The organism is Polaribacter sp. Q13, assembly GCF_016858305.2.
In the GTDB taxonomy this organism is placed as follows: domain Bacteria; phylum Bacteroidota; class Bacteroidia; order Flavobacteriales; family Flavobacteriaceae; genus Polaribacter.
Genome location: NZ_CP074436.1, coordinates 2,239,451 through 2,254,859, shown reverse-complemented (window position 1 = coordinate 2,254,859; position 15,409 = coordinate 2,239,451). Strand labels below are relative to the sequence as shown.

Genomic DNA, 15,409 nt, shown 5'->3' with positions numbered 1-15,409 from the left:
AAAACTTGAAAAAGTAATCTTGTTTCCTTTGTTTTTCTGCCCACAATCCGGACAAAATTTTTCTTGTCCGTTAAAAGGGTGTCCGCAATTTAAACATGCAGGATCTTTTATGGTAATTGCTTTCTTTTTAGATTTAGCTAGTTTAATGTTGCTTGGGTTGTTAGTTGAAAAGTTGGTATAATTACTTTAAATTGCTCAAAAGTCTCTAGGTTTATCATGGTGTAAAAACCTTTCATGGCACCTATGTTAGATTCTAAAAAACATCCAGAACTATAGGTGTATGTGTCATTTGGTTTTAAAGTGGGGGTTTGTCCTACTACACCTTCTCCGCTAACAATTTCTGTATTATTAAGTGTGTCAAAAATGGTCCAAAATCTATCTGTAAGTTTTACCGTTTCGGTAGATTTATTTTCAATCGTAATTATATACCCAAAAATATGGTGCAGTCTGTTGTTTCTATAGTTTGTGCCTTTGTATTTGGTGTCAACAGAAATTTTTATGCCTTTTGTAATTTGGTTTATCATTGCTAGTAAAAGTAGTTTTTTTGATAATAAATTACAAATGATTTTTCACTTCATTTATATTTTTTTGAAATGTGTAATGAGAATTGATGGATTTTCTTACTACAAATTCTAAATATTTATAAAAGCTACTAGTTGTGTATTCATGTAATTTTGATTTAGGTTCTCATCTCGTTTTGTATGAATATACTTTTTAAAATAAAGTGGGTGCTATTTTATATTGAGTAAAAGTTACTCAATCAGATGATTCATTACACGTGTTTTACACGAGTTATAGATACTGAAATAAAATAAAAAAAACTTAAACAATTGTTTTTTAGCGCTTTAGTTTGTTTTTTGCAATGCTAGTTCTTTGCGGCATATTTATTTCTATATACTAATCGTAAATAATAATAACCTTAAAACTTAAATTATGAAAAAATTAATTTTAACAGTAGCAGTAGCAATCTTATCTAGTGGAATTTCAATCTCTGCAGCAAACATTAACAACAACATCAATTCAGGCGAAGTAATTGTGATGACAATTAATGAAGACTTTAAAGAAGTTGCTTTAGAAGATTTACCAGAAGCAGTAAGTAATGCAATTTTAAAAGATTATGCAACGGCTATTATTGGTAAAGCCTATGTAAACGGAAGTGAACAATATAAAATTGAACTTACTATTGATGAAACAGAAACGGTAGTTTATGCAGACAAAGAAGGTAATTGGTTAAAAGAAGAAGATGTTCTTGCTAAAAAAGTAGACTAAATTTTAGGTCTAAGTATTTTTTAACTCAATTTTAAAAATCCCCAAACAATAATAATATTAAAACATATAATCATGAAGAAATTAATTTTAACAGTAACCGTAGCGCTTTTAACAAGTGGAGTATCCGTATTTGCAGCAAACAATATCAATACTAACAATGCAGATGAAATTGTTGTGGTAGTAAATAATGATGATTTTAAAGAAATTACAGCAAAGGAATTACCAGAAGCAGTTTCTAACGCAATTGTAAAAGATTACACAGAAGCTACAATTACTAAAGTATATGTAAATACAAGTGAGCAGTATAAAATTATACTTACTGCAAATGGCACTGAAAATGTAGTTTATGCGGATAAAGAGGGTAATTGGTTAAAAGAAACAGCTGTTATTACAGTAAAAGAAGGAGAAAACGTTAGTGAAGAGGAGTAGATTCGTTCTAATATGTAAAGATTTTTAATCCCCTAATTTTTCAATAGGAAGACATTTTTTAATTAAAATGTCTTTTTTTTTATAACAATCAATTTATCTTAATATTTTTGTAAGAAATGTGTAAGCTTTATGAAGGAGATTTTATTAGTTGAAGACGATGTGGCTTTCTCAGAAATGTTGAAGCAATTTCTTAAACGACATCACTATGTTGTTGAGGTAAGTTATAATTTAAAAAATGCTTTGCAGCAAATAGAAAAGAAAAACTATGATTTAGTTTTTACAGACTTACGTCTTCCGGATGGAGATGGCATTGCCTTGCTAAAAAAAATAAAACTGAGTAAACAAGTTGTTCCTGTGGTTTTAATGACTAGTTACGCAGAGGTTTCTACGGCTGTACAGGCCATGAAACAAGGTGCTTTTGATTATATTTCGAAACCTTTTAACCCAAGTGAAGTTTTAGAAGTTATTAGCAATGCTTTAGAAGAAAAAAAAGATGATATTATTGTTCATCAAGAAAAACAAAAAAAAGGAACACAAGAAAGTAGCACCACTACAACAGATTTTGTAAAAGGAATAAGTAATTCTTCAAAAACTTTAGATGAATATATTTGTTTAGTGGCTCCCATAAATATGTCTGTACTTATTACTGGAGAAAGTGGTACAGGAAAAGAAGTAGTAGCTAAAACAATTCACTTACAAAGCCCTAGGCACAATAAACCATTTATTGCTGTAGATTGCGGTGCAATACCTAGAGAAATTGCTTCGAGTGAGTTTTTTGGTCATAAAAAAGGTTCTTTTACAGGTGCTAATGAAGATAAAATAGGGCATTTTGAAGCTGCAAATGGAGGGACACTTTTTTTAGATGAAGTTGGTAACTTAACGTATGAAAACCAAATTCAACTATTACGAGCTTTACAAGAAAGAAAAATTAAACCTATTGGAAGTAGCAAAGAAATTAAGGTTGATATTCGTTTAATTACAGCAACCAATGAAGATTTACTTTTGGCTGTAGAAAAAGGTGATTTTAGAGAAGATTTGTATCATCGTTTAAATGAGTTTTCTATTAAAGTGCCTAATCTAAAAGATAGAAAAGACGATTTAATCTTATATGCCGATTTCTTTTTAAACAAGGCAAACCAACAGTTGAATAAATCTGTAATTGGTTTTTCCAAAAAAGTATTAACTATTTTTCAAAATTATCAGTGGCCAGGTAATTTAAGAGAGCTGTCTAATGTTATAAAAAGGGCTTGTTTATTAACAAAATCAGAAGTTATTGATGTAGATGTGTTACCTAGCGAATTAATGAAAGTAAAAGAAAATACTATTTCATTAAATAAATTTTCTACCAAAGAAAACGAAAAAGTACTTATTATAAGTGCGCTAGAAGAAGCAGGAAATAATAAAACGCAAGCGGCAAAATTATTAAATATTACTAGAAAAACGCTTTATAACAAGATGAAAGAGTATGACCTTAATTAAGGTACTCTTTTAAAGTTGTTATAAAAATATTTAACTGTTTCTCAAAATTAATAAAATCTGTATTATCAATAGATTTAGTGGTTTCAAATACCTCTAAATAAGGGATAACGGCTTTTACTTCTAGCTGCTTAAACATGCTAAGCATTTTATGACTTATCTTATTTAGGGTCTTAACATCAGTGTCCTCTTTGGCCTTTTTTAATGTTAAGTGATTCTTTTTAGTGTCTTCTAAAAAAATATGTAAGGTGTTTTCTATAGCAGCAATATCATTACCTAAAAAAGATTGTAAAGATTTGATACTAAAACCTGTAGTTACTTTTTCTGGACTGTTTGCTTTTTTAGATTTAAGAGGTATGCTATTCGACTTAAAAAATAGCTGTAAAATATCTTGCAGTTGGTTGGAGTTGAATGGTTTTATCAATATTTCTGCAAAGCCAATTTTTAAATACTCTTCTCTAGAAATATTTGCACGCCCGGTCATAGCAATAATCGGTTGGTTTTTGTAAAGCTTATGGTTTTTAAGGATTTCCATAAAATGGATACCATTCATCTTTGGAAGTTGAATGTCTGTTATCACAAAATTATATGAAATTTTATCAATAGCTTTAATGGCATTTTGTGCATTCTCAAAGGTGAATACTTTAATATTAAATTGTTTTAAAAAATCATTTAAAAGTAAGCGGACAGATGCGTCGTCTTCTACAACCACAGCCGTTAAGTTAAAATCGGTAGAGGTGTTTTTAATTTCTTCAATTTTTATAATTGGTTTGTCAGATAATTTTACCGGTATTTTTAAGGTAAAAGTACTGCCTATGTTTAGTTTACTCTCTAAAGTTAGTTTTCCTCCTAAAAGTTCTGCTAGTTTTTTAGAGATGGTTAAACCCAAGCCAAAACCCTTTAAATTGTTGTCGCTTGCATTTTCTGCCTGATTAAAAGCTTTAAAAATAGTGGCTTTTTGGTCTTTACTAATCCCGATTCCAGTATCAGTTATTAAAATTTCTAAGGTGCTTTTGTGGTCTTGTTGCTTTATAGAACTTTTAATGGTAATAGTGCCTTCGTTTGTAAATTTACATGCATTTACAATTAAATTGTATAAAATTTGCTTAATTCTAAACGGATCACTAATAATAAGACTGTTAATGGAATCGTCTTGTTGCACCACAAAACGTACAGGTTTATCTTGAATAATATTTTTTGAATTTAGAATAATTTCATGAATATAATTTTCTAAATTAAAAGGAATCGATTCTATGGCTATACTGCCATTTTCTAGTTTAGAGAACTCTAAAAGATCATCTACCAATTGCCCCATATAAGTGGATGCACTTCTAATATGGTCTAAGTAATTTTTGTCTTTTGTGCTTTCTGTAGATTTTTGAAGCAGTTCACTAAAGCCAGAAATAGTACTAAGTGGTGTCCTTAAATCATGACTTACCATAGAAATTAGCTGTTCTCTACTTTTTAAAAGCGACTTTGTAGTGCTATTCGCTTTTTCTAATTGCATACGGTAGCGTTGTGTTTTCCAGAAATCACTTAAAATAATGATAGAGAAAATGATAATGATTATAAAACTAATACCTGCAGCAAATATAATAATCGTTCTACTATGATTTAAGGTTTCCTCTCTTTGTTGATCCATATTACTCGTATAAAAGAGAATATCTTTTTCTAGGTTTTCTATTAGCTCCTGTAATTTTCTAGAAATGGTTAAATCATTTTTAATAAGTTCGTTTTGTTTTTTTCTAAGATAAAAACGTTGGCTATTGTTTTTGTTTTGAGCCTCTTTTAGCATTTTTCTAGAAATAGAGACTAACGAGTCTATTTGTTTTTGCTCAATATTATTAATAGAATCTTTGGGTACATATTGGCTTAGAGCTAATGCGAAATTTTCTAATTTAGAACTAGATTCATTATCAAAATATAGGGGGTTTTTAATAAAATCATTTATTGTAATTTTTAAAAGAAGAGAATCTATAGAACCTAGTTTATTAATAGCTTCGTTTATGGGTTTGTTAGAATCATAGTTGGTATTTAATTCTTTTAAATCGATAATGTTTTTTAGTTTTTTATCAATAATTAATTTAATACTATCTAAAATAAATTCTTGAGAATTCTTAGCAACAATAATACTAAGTGAATCTATTTTTGATATTAGTTTTTTATTTTCATCTAGGTATTCCTTAAATTTTGTAGGCGAATTGAATTGTAGCGCAGCTCTAGCCATGCTTTCATTTTTATAAATATTGGCTATTAAAGTTCCTGTTTTAACAATTATATTCCTGTCTGATACATCTTGTTTTTGTGAATCTGTAAATGTTTTTACTTCAGATAGCACTAAAAAACCAGCAATGGTAGCTAAAAGGCCCAGCATTATGTAGCCTATTAAAACTTTAAAAGTGAATTTATTTTTTAATGATTGCATAAAATTAAGGCTATAATTATTTTTTTTCCTAGCGGTTTAAGTTGATGAAAATAATAAATAAGATGCTTATTTTTAAGTAAATAAACAAGTGTTTGTTTACCTATTCTGATTAAAATACCCTGATCCAACACCAATTACACGCTCATAAAAACTGCCAAAAGGTTTGTAATAGACAATAACTGTATATTCATTTTCTGTTTCATAAAATGTACCCAATACATCATTTGTATTTACTTTACCTTCTGTGCCTATAGTAGCAAATGTATAATTGTAAAAACCTTGTTTTAAAAGGATGTTTGCGGTGTAGTATTTTTCTTTGGCATTATACTGCATTTTGTTTTCATCGCTAATATCAAAATCATTAAAGGCGCCATAAACATATAGGTCTTTATCTGTAAAAGGTTCATCAACTAAAACAGAAAAATGCATCATGGCGTAATCGGCTTCCGTTTCAGCATCATTGGCTTCTAGAGTTCTTACAACAAATTGACCATTAATGTCTGGGCTGTATTTGTATTCGCTGTAGGGTTTATAAGTAAAAGGGTATAAATAATTATGATAGATATCTTCCTTAATCACTTTTACAATATTTAAACTATTATTTCTGACAATTTTATTATCGAAGTATAGATACTCGTTTCCTCCCCAAAAGTTGGTTTTGTTGGTATACGTATATAATAACTGATTTGGTTTAAAAAAAGTTGGTTGTAAGTTGGTTATTTTCTCGTTCCAATTATTGTTTTTTAAGATAACCACATTTATTTCTTGACCAGGGTTATTGATGGTAATATTAGGATGATTTACAGAAAACTGTACCGTTTGTTGGGTGTTTAATGTTTTTGTATTTCTACTTCTTTCTACAGATACGCCAATGGTGGTTGCTCTTTCATACAAAACAAAACGCCTTGTAAACATAGGCTCATCATAACTATTTAAAACGGTTAGAAGGTAATTTCCGCTTTTGGTAATTACGGTATTTATATTAGGTATTTGAACAGAATAATGAGAATAGCTTTGTAATGTGTTAAAAGAATTGGTGACCTCAATAATAGTGTTTTGGTCAAAACCATCTATGTATTGGCTAGATGATAATCGGCTAGATTGCCAATCATGCGTCATGTGTTCAATTTTATATTGATAATCTTTGCTATCTGCATCTAAATCATCAAAAGATAACTCTAAAACAGTGCCTAAAGGAACAATCGAAGAAAAGCTGTTTTCTTGCAAAGGTCTTAATTGTATCGATTTTAAGTTTTGCGAAAAAGAGTTTAGGCAAAACAGGATAGAAATAGTAATTAGATGCTTTTTATACATATTACAAAAATAGTGTTCATTTATTTTAATTATCAATATTTAAGCCAAAATTTATTACTACAACGTTTTCATTTATTTCTACTATTTAGAGTTGTTATAAATAAGAATATTTATCTAAGATAAAAGTTAAAATATTTCCATGATACATAGCAAAAAGCCTAAATTTGCTTGATTTTTTAAGATAACTAACAATTCCAATTTACTATGTCAAAAGACATTCGTATTAAAAAAGGCTTAGATATTAAGCTTGTTGGCGCTGCAGAAAAAACAACTACAAGGAGTGTTCTTAGTAGTGTTTATGCAATAAAGCCAGAAGATTTTCATGGAATTATACCTAAACTTGTTGCCAAAGAAGGAGCAGAAGTAAAAGCGGGAGATACACTTTTTTATTCAAAAAGTGACGAACGTATTTTATTTCCAAGTCCGGTTTCTGGTAAAGTTGTAGAGATAATTCGTGGAGCAAGAAGAAAGGTGTTAGCAATGAAAATTGCAGCAAATTCAACACAAGAATATAAAGATTTTGGCACTAAAGATGCGGCAAAAATGTCTGCAGAAGAGGTAAAGAATCATTTATTTGCTTCGGGTTGTTGGCCATTTGTAAAACAGCGTCCGTATGACGTGGTTGCAAATCCTAACCAAACACCAAAAGCAATTTTTGTATCTGCTTACGCAAGTGCACCTTTAGCAGCAGATCTAGATTTTACTTTAGCAGGTAAAGAAGCCGAATTGCAAGCAGCAATTACAGCGGTTTCTAAACTTACCGAAGGTAAAGTACATGTTTCTGTTGGCGCAAATTCTAATTCGCCTTTAGCTAAAGTAAGCGGCGTAGAGTTGCATAAAGTTTCTGGCCCACATCCATCAGGGAATGTGAGTACTCAAATTGCAAACATAGATCCTATTAATAAAGGAGAAGTTGTTTGGGTAATTACACCACAAGATTTAGTTATAATTGGTGAGTTACTTTTAACAGGTAAGTTTAATGCAACAAGAACGGTAGCTTTAACAGGTTCTAAATTTAGCAAGCCGCAATATGTAACTGCTATTGCAGGAGCAATTATTGCAGATGTAACGGCTAAAAATTTAGTAAACGATAATACAAGAATCATCAGTGGAAACGTACTTTCTGGAAAGCAAGTAAAAGAAGATGAATTCTTAGGGTATTATGACAATCAAATTACGGCAATTCCAGAAGGAGACGATTATGAGTTTTTAGGATGGACAGCGCCAGTTTTTAATAAAATTTCAACTTCAAGAGCGTTGACTTTTTCTTGGTTAACTCCAAAGAAAAAATACGATTTAAATACCAATACAAACGGAGAGCATAGAGCATTTGTGGTTACTGGTTCTTACGAAGAGGTTTTTCCTTTAGATATTTATCCAATGCAATTGTTAAAAGCATTTATGTATAAAGATTTAGATGAAATGGAAGCTTTAGGAGGTTATGAAATAGCTCCAGAAGATTTTGCACTAACAGAATTTATTTGTGTATCTAAACAACCTCACCAAAGTATAATACGTGAAGGTTTAGATTTAATGAGAGAAGAATTAGGATAAGATTATGGGCTTAAAACAAAATTTACATAATTTAAAAGAGAAATATAAAGGAACTAAAATGGCACCTGCGTTTAATGCAATCCATACCTTTTTATATTTACCAAATGATGTTACTCACGGAGGAACACATATAAAAGCAGCAGACGATTTAAAGCGTACCATGAACACGGTAATATTGGCTTTAATTCCTTGTTTGATTTTTGGAATGTTTAATGCAGGTTTTCAACACTACGCGGCTATAGATAGTTCTTTAAGAACAGATGTCTTAGCTAACTTTTTTACGTTTGATAATCTTTGGATTGGAATTATAAAAGTATTACCATTAGTAATTGTTTCTTATGCAATTGGTCTAGGAGTAGAATTTATTTTTGCTATTATTAAAGGTCATGAAGTAGAAGAAGGATACTTAGTAACAGGAATGTTAGTTCCTTTAATTGTGCCAATTGATACTCCGTTATGGATGTTATCTATTGCTGTAATTTTTGGAGTTATAATTGGTAAAGAAGTTTTTGGAGGAACTGGGATGAATATCTTAAACCCTGCATTAACTATTAGAGCATTCTTATTCTTTGCATATCCTACATGGATGTCTGGAGATAAAGTTTGGGTATATGACGCTGTTAATAAAGCAGGAACTGCAGATGCAATATCTGGAGAAACTATTTTAGGAGCGTATGCTCAAAATCATGAAGTAGTCTATACTATTTGGGATAAATTCTTCGGATTTATACCCGGTTCTATTGGAGAAACATCAACGTTTTTAATTCTTTTAGGAGCAGCCTTTCTGATTTTTACAAAAATTGGAAGTTGGAGAATAATTGTATCAACATTTTTAGGAGCCGCGGTAATGGGGTTCATTTTTAATCAAATTGTTGCAGCAGGGATTATTACAGATTCTAGTAAGTTTTACGGTTTAATGAATACTGTTTGGTATGAGCAATTACTAATAGGAGGTTTGGCATTTGGAGCTGTGTTTATGGCTACAGATCCTGTTACGGCAGCACAAACAACCAAAGGAAAATGGATTTACGGTTTCTTAGCCGGTTTTATGGCTATTATGATTCGTGTATTTAATCCGGCATATCCAGAAGGGGTAATGTTGGCCATCTTATTGATGAATGTTTTTGCACCAACCATAGATCACTACGTAGTTCAAGGAAACATAAAGAAAAGATTAAAACGTACTAAAGTTAAAACTGCCTAATTATGAGTAAGAGAACAGATAGTAATGTATATACAATAGTTTTTGCTGTTGTAATGGTAGTAATTGTGGGGTCATTGTTAGCTACGGTTTTTTCACTAACCAAGCCAACAATTACAACCAACCAAAAGATAGAGAAGCAACAAAACATCCTTTATGCAATGGGTGTTAATGATAATGATGAAACAAATGCAAACTTTGTTTCAACTAAAGTTGCTCAAACAGAATTTTCTAAATACATCAAAAAACAACTTGTTATAGAAGGTGATAAAATTACCGAAAATGACAAAGCGTATTTAATTGATGTTAAAAAAGAACAATCTAAAGCAAAAGAAGGGAAAACTAGACGTTTGCCACTTTTTATTGGAGAGAAAGATGGAAAAACATTTTACGTTGCCCCAATTAGAGGTAAAGGTTTATGGGATGCCATTTGGGGGTATGTTTCTATGGATAAAAATATGGTAGTACAAGGTGCCTATTTTGATCATAAAGGAGAAACACCAGGTTTAGGAGCAAACATTAAACAACGTTTTTTTATGGACGATTTTATTGGAGAGCATTTATTAAAAGATGATGGAAGCTTTGCAGGAATTACTGTAGCCAAAGGAAATAACGATCCAAAGAACGAAGATAAGACAGATAATGAGGTAGATGCAATTGCAGGAGCAACCATTACAGGTAATGGAGTATCTGCAATGATTAAAACTGATTTAAATCTTTATGTACCTTATTTTAAAACTTTAAAAAAATAATTTATGGGACTTTTATCAAAAAAAGACGCAGCATTAATCACAGATCCATTATTGGATAATAACCCAATTACTATTCAAGTATTAGGTATTTGTTCTGCACTGGCAATTACAGCAGAGTTAAAAGCTTCTATTGTAATGGCATTATCAGTAATGGCAGTTTTAGCTATTGGTAACGTTGTTATTTCTTTAATGCGTAACATCATTCCTTCTAAAATTAGAATTATTGTACAACTGGTTGTTGTTGCTGCTTTAGTAATTATTGTAGATTTAGTGTTAAAGGCATTTGCTTATGAACTAAGTAAAACATTATCGGTTTTTGTAGGTTTAATTATTACAAACTGTATTATTATGGGACGTTTTGAAGCTTTTGCTTTAGCAAACGGACCTTGGAAATCTTTCTTAGACGGACTAGGTAATGCAGCAGGTTATGGTTTAATCTTAGTTATTGTAGGTTTCTTTAGAGAGCTTTTAGGTTCTGGTACTTTATTAGGATTTAAAGTTTTAGGAGATCCAATAGAAAAAACAGGATTGTATGCAATAGGATATGAAAATAACGGATTTATGTTATTATCGCCAATGGCATTAATTGTTTTAGGTATCATTATCTGGATTCAACGTAGTAGAAATACATCATTAATAGAAGAGAACTAAACACAATTATCAGTGTTCACTTATCAATGAACAAAAACATTGAAAACTGATTACTGATAACTGATAATTGAAAAAAATATGGAACATTTAGAATTATTTTTCAAATCGATATTTATAGATAACATGGTATTTGCAACCTTCTTAGGAATGTGTTCTTACCTTGCCGTATCTAAAAAAGTATCCACTGCCGTAGGATTAGGAGCTGCTGTAATTTTTGTATTAGCGGTAACTGTACCTTTAAACTGGTTATTAGATCAGTATATTTTAAAAGAAGGTGCTTTAGTTTGGTTAGATGCTAAATATGGAGTAGACGGAGCAGAAACATTAGATTTAAGTTTCTTATCATTTATTATGTTTATTGCAACTATTGCAACCATGGTACAATTGGTAGAAATTATTGTAGAGAAGTTTTCACCATCGTTATACAACTCGTTAGGTATTTTCTTACCGTTGATAGCAGTAAACTGTGCCATCTTAGGAGGAAGTTTATTTATGCAATCAAGAGAAATTCCTTCTTTAGGTTTGGCTTTAACGTACGGTGTAGGTTCTGGAATAGGATGGTTTTTAGCAATTTTGGCAATTGCTGCTATTCGTGAAAAAATTAGATACTCAAGCGTTCCACCGGCATTAAGAGGCTTAGGAATTACCTTTATCATTACAGGTTTAATGGCAATAGGGTTTATGAGTTTTGGAGGTATGTTAACTGGTGGTGATGAAAAGAAAGAAGAGGCTCCGAAGGTAGAAGCTAAAGCTGATAAAAAAGACCTTTTAAAGAAAGAAGATGCTAAAGAAATTATAGCAGAAAATACTAAAATAAATAAGTAGTAAGATGATATTAGCAGCAGGTACAACAGGAACCATTATTGCGACAGTAACAGCTTTTTTAATAATAACACTGTTATTAGTGGCATTATTATTATTTGTAAAGCAAAAATTATCGCCATCTGGTCCGGTAACAATTACTATTAATGGTGAACGTAAAATAGAAGTTGGTTCAGGTAATTCACTTTTAACAACATTAGGTAACGAGAAAATATTTTTACCATCTGCTTGTGGTGGTGGTGGAACTTGTATTCAATGTGAGTGTCACGTAAATTCTGGTGGAGGTGAAGCTTTGCCAACAGAAATACCTAACTTTACTCGTAAAGAATTAAAAGAAGGAATTCGTTTAGCTTGTCAAGTAAAAGTAAAACAAGATATGGATATTTCTATTCCAGAAGAAATCTTTGGAATTAAGAAATTCGATGCCGTTGTTGTTCGAAATTACAACGTAGCTACATTTATTAAGGAGTTTGTAGTTGAAATTCCAGAAGATATGGGATACAAAGCAGGTGGGTATATTCAAATTGAAATTCCAGCTTGTGAAGTAAAGTATGCTGATATGGATATTACAGCACATCCAGAAGAGCACGATACACCAGATAAGTTTGAAGCAGAATGGGATAAGTTTAACTTAAGACCATTGGTAATGAAAAATACTGAAACTGTAGAAAGAGCATATTCTATGGCTTCTTATCCTGCAGAGGGAAGAGAAATTATGTTAAATGTACGTATTGCAACACCTCCTTTTGATAGAGTGAAAGGTGGATGGATGGATGTAAATCCTGGTATTGCGTCATCATATATTTTTAACCTTAAAAAAGGAGATAAATGTGTTATTTCTGGACCTTATGGAGAATTCTTTATTAATGAATCTGATGCAGAAATGTTATATGTAGGTGGTGGAGCAGGTATGGCACCTATGCGTTCTCACTTATATCACTTATTCAGAACTTTAAAAACTGGAAGAAAAGTAACATATTGGTATGGTGGTCGTTCTAAAGCAGAATTATTCTATATCGAACACTTTAGAGCTTTAGAAAAAGATTTTCCAAACTTTAAGTTTTATATTGCTTTATCTGATCCAACAGAAGCAGATAATTGGACAAAGAAAAAAGACATTAATGATGAAGCTGGAGATGGTTTTGTAGGTTTTATTCACAACTGTGTAATTGAAAACTACTTAAATCACCATGATTCACCAGAAGATTTAGAATTATATTTCTGTGGCCCACCTTTAATGAACAACGCAGTTCAAAAAATGGGTGAAGACTTTGGTCTTGCTGATGAAAATATTCGTTTTGATGACTTTGGAGGATAGACAGTAATGTTATACTGAACTTGTTTCAGTATCTTTCATCAATATAAATAGTATTATTAAAACCGATTCAGAAATGAATCGGTTTTTTTATTCCCTTAAAAGAAGTAGTTTTGTGTAAAGTTTCTAAACAAAATGTATGTATTATTAATCTTAGGATGCCTTTTTGTATTCGTTGCTATTGTCATTTTTAGCTTTCAAGAAAAATTTATTTTTTTAAATGGAGATCAACTAGATCAAAACTATCCATTTAAATTTACTAACAAGTTTAAAGAAATCTTTATAAAAACGGATAAGGACACTCAAATTAATGCACTACACTTTCAATTACCAAACCCAAAAGGAGTTGTTTTGTTTTGCCATGGTAACAAAGGGAATTTAACAAAGTGGGGTGATAGAGTTGCTTACTTTTTAGATTACAATTATGAAGTTTTGGTGTATGATTATCGGAATTATGGAAAGAGTATAGGTAGATATAATGAAACCGCTATGTACAATGATGGTTTGTCTGTTTACACGCACCTAAAAGAGCTCTTTAAAGAGGATGAAATTGTAATTTATGGCTTTTCTATAGGTGGTACTTTTGCAACAAAAATAGCTTCTTTAAATAAGCCTAAGGAATTAATTTTAGAAGCTCCATTTTATAATTTTAAAAAGGCGGCTCAATATAAATCTATATTTGCTCCAACTTTTTTATTAAAGTATCAATTTAGGTCTGATAAGGACATTTCTAAAGTAACTTGTCCTATTACCATTTTTCATGGAAATAAAGACAGTACCACATCCTATATACAATCTAGAAGGTTATTGGAACTCAACGCATCAACTCAAAATAAATATATTGAAATTGATGGAGGAACGCATCATAACCTTAGGGAGTTTACAATATATAAAGAGAATCTGAAAGAAATTTTAGAACGATAGTACTTCTTAAAATTTATAAATCGTATTTTTGATATCTTCAAAGAATAATAAATGAGTAGTATTGAGAAAATTTTAAAGAAGAAGAAATTCGTTAAAATAAAATTAAAGAGAATTGCCACCAATCATTTAGAGTTGAAAGCAATTATTAATGGTGTAAAAGGACGTTTTATTTTAGATACAGGCGCTTCTAACTCTTGTGTAGGATTAGACATGATCACTCATTTTAATTTGGAAGCTGAAGAAAGTGAAACCAAAGCGGCTGGGGCAGGAGCAACGGATATGGAAACTTTGCAATCAGATAACAATTCTCTAAAAATAGGAGATTGGAAAACTAAGAAATGCCATTTGGTATTGTTTGATTTATCTCATGTAAATACGGCTTTAACACAGCACAAGGCTAAAGAAGTACACGGTATTATTGGCGCAGATGTGTTACAAAAAGGAAAAGCATTTATAGATTATCATCAGAAAGTTTTATACTTAAAAAAAACGAAAAAATAATTAATTAAAAATAAAATACAATGAGTTTGCAAAAACAAGTAATGGATAAAATGAAAGAAGCAATGAAAGCAAAAGATACTGTTGCTTTACAGGCTTTAAGAGCAGTAAAATCTGCCTTTTTATTAGCGAAAACAGAAACAGGTGTTCAAGCAGAAATTACAGAAGAGCAAGAAATTAAAATTATTCAGAAGCAAGTTAAACAAAGAAAAGACAGTGCTGCTATTTTTATAGAACAAGGAAGACAAGATTTGGCAGATCCTGAATTGGAAGAACTTGCTGTTTTAGAACAGTTTTTACCAGAAGCTTTATCCGAAGAAAAGGTAGAAGAAGTGGTGGTTGCAGCTATTAAAAAATTAGGAGCTGCTGGTATGAAAGATATGGGAAAAGTTATGGGAGTTGTTTCTAAAGAATTAGCAGGACAAGCAGATGGTAAAGTTATTTCTACTTTGGTGAAAAAGAATTTAATGTAAAAAATATTTTTTGTTTTCCTTTATAGAAAACAAAATGGCTGCGTAGTTCAACTGGATAGAATATCAGATTTCGGCTCTGAGGGTTGGGGGTTCGAATCCCTTCGCGGTCACAAAAAAAAGGCTAAGAATTACATTGTGTAATTCTTAGCCTTTTTTAATTTATAGAATTAAAGTGGTTTTCTAATAAAGGAGTTTCATGTCTTTCCGAATTTATTTTAGATGCTTATGAAGGTTTAACTTCATAAGGTTAAGGTTTTTAAACAAGTTCAGGATGACAATTTTCAATAATTTATTTTTAATTTATGA

At 30.9% G+C, this 15,409-nt stretch carries 15 protein-coding genes and 1 tRNA gene; 13 read left to right on the top strand and 3 right to left on the bottom strand.

Annotated features, from left to right (window positions below):
* Positions 1–137: 137 nt before the first annotated feature.
* A complete protein-coding gene (gene apaG, locus JOP69_RS09450; protein WP_203394865.1) occupies positions 138–524 on the bottom strand; it encodes a Co2+/Mg2+ efflux protein ApaG in 387 nt (128 codons plus the stop codon).
* A 409-nt stretch (positions 525–933) separates the two neighbouring features.
* On the opposite strand from apaG, the gene JOP69_RS09445 reads away from it, so the two are divergent.
* The 3 genes from JOP69_RS09445 to JOP69_RS09435 all read left to right on the top strand — a co-directional run bounded on the left by JOP69_RS09445 (position 934) and on the right by JOP69_RS09435 (position 3,177).
* Positions 934–1,269: a hypothetical protein gene (locus JOP69_RS09445; protein WP_203394864.1), complete on the top strand. Its 336-nt coding sequence runs from the start codon at positions 934–936 to the stop codon at positions 1,267–1,269.
* Between the two features lie 72 nt (positions 1,270–1,341).
* On the top strand, positions 1,342–1,698 hold the full coding sequence (locus JOP69_RS09440) for a hypothetical protein (RefSeq protein WP_203394863.1): 357 nt from the start codon (positions 1,342–1,344) through the stop codon (positions 1,696–1,698).
* 129 nt (positions 1,699–1,827) lie between these two features.
* The gene (locus tag JOP69_RS09435; RefSeq protein ID WP_203394862.1) at positions 1,828–3,177 is read left to right on the top strand and encodes a sigma-54 dependent transcriptional regulator; all 1,350 of its coding nucleotides are present in this window, start codon (positions 1,828–1,830) and stop codon (positions 3,175–3,177) included.
* Here JOP69_RS09435 and JOP69_RS09430 read toward each other — a convergent pair.
* Both JOP69_RS09430 and JOP69_RS09425 read right to left on the bottom strand, forming a co-directional pair.
* Positions 3,170–5,599 carry an ATP-binding protein gene (locus JOP69_RS09430; protein ID WP_203394861.1) on the bottom strand — a complete coding sequence of 810 codons (2,430 nt, stop codon included), beginning with the start codon at positions 5,597–5,599 and terminating at the stop codon, positions 3,170–3,172. The genes JOP69_RS09435 and JOP69_RS09430 overlap by 8 nt on opposite strands.
* A 96-nt stretch (positions 5,600–5,695) precedes the next feature.
* Positions 5,696–6,913 (bottom strand): DUF5103 domain-containing protein, encoded by a 1,218-nt coding sequence (locus tag JOP69_RS09425; protein WP_203394860.1) that lies wholly within the window; start codon positions 6,911–6,913, stop codon positions 5,696–5,698.
* Positions 6,914–7,117: 204 nt separating this feature from the next.
* Here JOP69_RS09425 and JOP69_RS09420 point away from each other — a divergent pair, with 204 nt between their 5' ends.
* The 10 genes from JOP69_RS09420 to JOP69_RS09375 all read left to right on the top strand — a co-directional run bounded on the left by JOP69_RS09420 (position 7,118) and on the right by JOP69_RS09375 (position 15,213).
* Positions 7,118–8,467 (top strand): Na(+)-translocating NADH-quinone reductase subunit A, encoded by a 1,350-nt coding sequence (locus JOP69_RS09420; RefSeq protein ID WP_203394859.1) that lies wholly within the window; start codon positions 7,118–7,120, stop codon positions 8,465–8,467.
* Between the two features lie 4 nt (positions 8,468–8,471).
* Positions 8,472–9,671: an NADH:ubiquinone reductase (Na(+)-transporting) subunit B gene (locus JOP69_RS09415; protein ID WP_203394858.1), complete on the top strand. Its 1,200-nt coding sequence runs from the start codon at positions 8,472–8,474 to the stop codon at positions 9,669–9,671.
* A gap of 2 nt (positions 9,672–9,673) precedes the next feature.
* Complete coding sequence (locus JOP69_RS09410) at positions 9,674–10,420, top strand: Na(+)-translocating NADH-quinone reductase subunit C (protein WP_203394857.1); 747 nt, start codon at positions 9,674–9,676, stop codon at positions 10,418–10,420.
* 3 nt (positions 10,421–10,423) lie between these two features.
* A complete protein-coding gene (locus tag JOP69_RS09405) occupies positions 10,424–11,071 on the top strand; it encodes an NADH:ubiquinone reductase (Na(+)-transporting) subunit D (RefSeq protein WP_203394856.1) in 648 nt (215 codons plus the stop codon).
* A gap of 78 nt (positions 11,072–11,149) precedes the next feature.
* On the top strand, positions 11,150–11,896 hold the full coding sequence (gene nqrE / locus JOP69_RS09400) for an NADH:ubiquinone reductase (Na(+)-transporting) subunit E (protein WP_203394855.1): 747 nt from the start codon (positions 11,150–11,152) through the stop codon (positions 11,894–11,896).
* Between the two features lie 4 nt (positions 11,897–11,900).
* Positions 11,901–13,211, top strand: coding sequence for an NADH:ubiquinone reductase (Na(+)-transporting) subunit F (gene nqrF, locus JOP69_RS09395; protein WP_203394854.1), 1,311 nt, complete (start codon positions 11,901–11,903; stop codon positions 13,209–13,211).
* A 132-nt stretch (positions 13,212–13,343) separates the two neighbouring features.
* Positions 13,344–14,132 carry an alpha/beta hydrolase gene (locus JOP69_RS09390; protein WP_203394853.1) on the top strand — a complete coding sequence of 263 codons (789 nt, stop codon included), beginning with the start codon at positions 13,344–13,346 and terminating at the stop codon, positions 14,130–14,132.
* A gap of 51 nt (positions 14,133–14,183) precedes the next feature.
* Complete coding sequence (locus JOP69_RS09385) at positions 14,184–14,633, top strand: retropepsin-like aspartic protease (protein WP_203394852.1); 450 nt, start codon at positions 14,184–14,186, stop codon at positions 14,631–14,633.
* A 20-nt stretch (positions 14,634–14,653) separates the two neighbouring features.
* Positions 14,654–15,103, top strand: a complete 450-nt coding sequence (locus JOP69_RS09380) for a GatB/YqeY domain-containing protein (RefSeq protein ID WP_203394851.1) — start codon at positions 14,654–14,656, stop codon at positions 15,101–15,103.
* Positions 15,104–15,139: 36 nt separating this feature from the next.
* Positions 15,140–15,213 (top strand) — tRNA-Arg (locus JOP69_RS09375).
* The last annotated feature ends 196 nt before the right edge of the window (positions 15,214–15,409 follow it).

Coding starts and splice junctions, on each gene's coding strand:
- apaG (WP_203394865.1), bottom strand. CDS start 524: ATGATAAACCAAATTACAAAAGGCATAAAAATTTCTGTTGACACCAAA.
- JOP69_RS09445 (WP_203394864.1), top strand. CDS start 934: ATGAAAAAATTAATTTTAACAGTAGCAGTAGCAATCTTATCTAGTGGA.
- JOP69_RS09440 (WP_203394863.1), top strand. CDS start 1,342: ATGAAGAAATTAATTTTAACAGTAACCGTAGCGCTTTTAACAAGTGGA.
- JOP69_RS09435 (WP_203394862.1), top strand. CDS start 1,828: ATGAAGGAGATTTTATTAGTTGAAGACGATGTGGCTTTCTCAGAAATG.
- JOP69_RS09430 (WP_203394861.1), bottom strand. CDS start 5,599: ATGCAATCATTAAAAAATAAATTCACTTTTAAAGTTTTAATAGGCTAC.
- JOP69_RS09425 (WP_203394860.1), bottom strand. CDS start 6,913: ATGTATAAAAAGCATCTAATTACTATTTCTATCCTGTTTTGCCTAAAC.
- JOP69_RS09420 (WP_203394859.1), top strand. CDS start 7,118: ATGTCAAAAGACATTCGTATTAAAAAAGGCTTAGATATTAAGCTTGTT.
- JOP69_RS09415 (WP_203394858.1), top strand. CDS start 8,472: ATGGGCTTAAAACAAAATTTACATAATTTAAAAGAGAAATATAAAGGA.
- JOP69_RS09410 (WP_203394857.1), top strand. CDS start 9,674: ATGAGTAAGAGAACAGATAGTAATGTATATACAATAGTTTTTGCTGTT.
- JOP69_RS09405 (WP_203394856.1), top strand. CDS start 10,424: ATGGGACTTTTATCAAAAAAAGACGCAGCATTAATCACAGATCCATTA.
- nqrE (WP_203394855.1), top strand. CDS start 11,150: ATGGAACATTTAGAATTATTTTTCAAATCGATATTTATAGATAACATG.
- nqrF (WP_203394854.1), top strand. CDS start 11,901: ATGATATTAGCAGCAGGTACAACAGGAACCATTATTGCGACAGTAACA.
- JOP69_RS09390 (WP_203394853.1), top strand. CDS start 13,344: ATGTATGTATTATTAATCTTAGGATGCCTTTTTGTATTCGTTGCTATT.
- JOP69_RS09385 (WP_203394852.1), top strand. CDS start 14,184: ATGAGTAGTATTGAGAAAATTTTAAAGAAGAAGAAATTCGTTAAAATA.
- JOP69_RS09380 (WP_203394851.1), top strand. CDS start 14,654: ATGAGTTTGCAAAAACAAGTAATGGATAAAATGAAAGAAGCAATGAAA.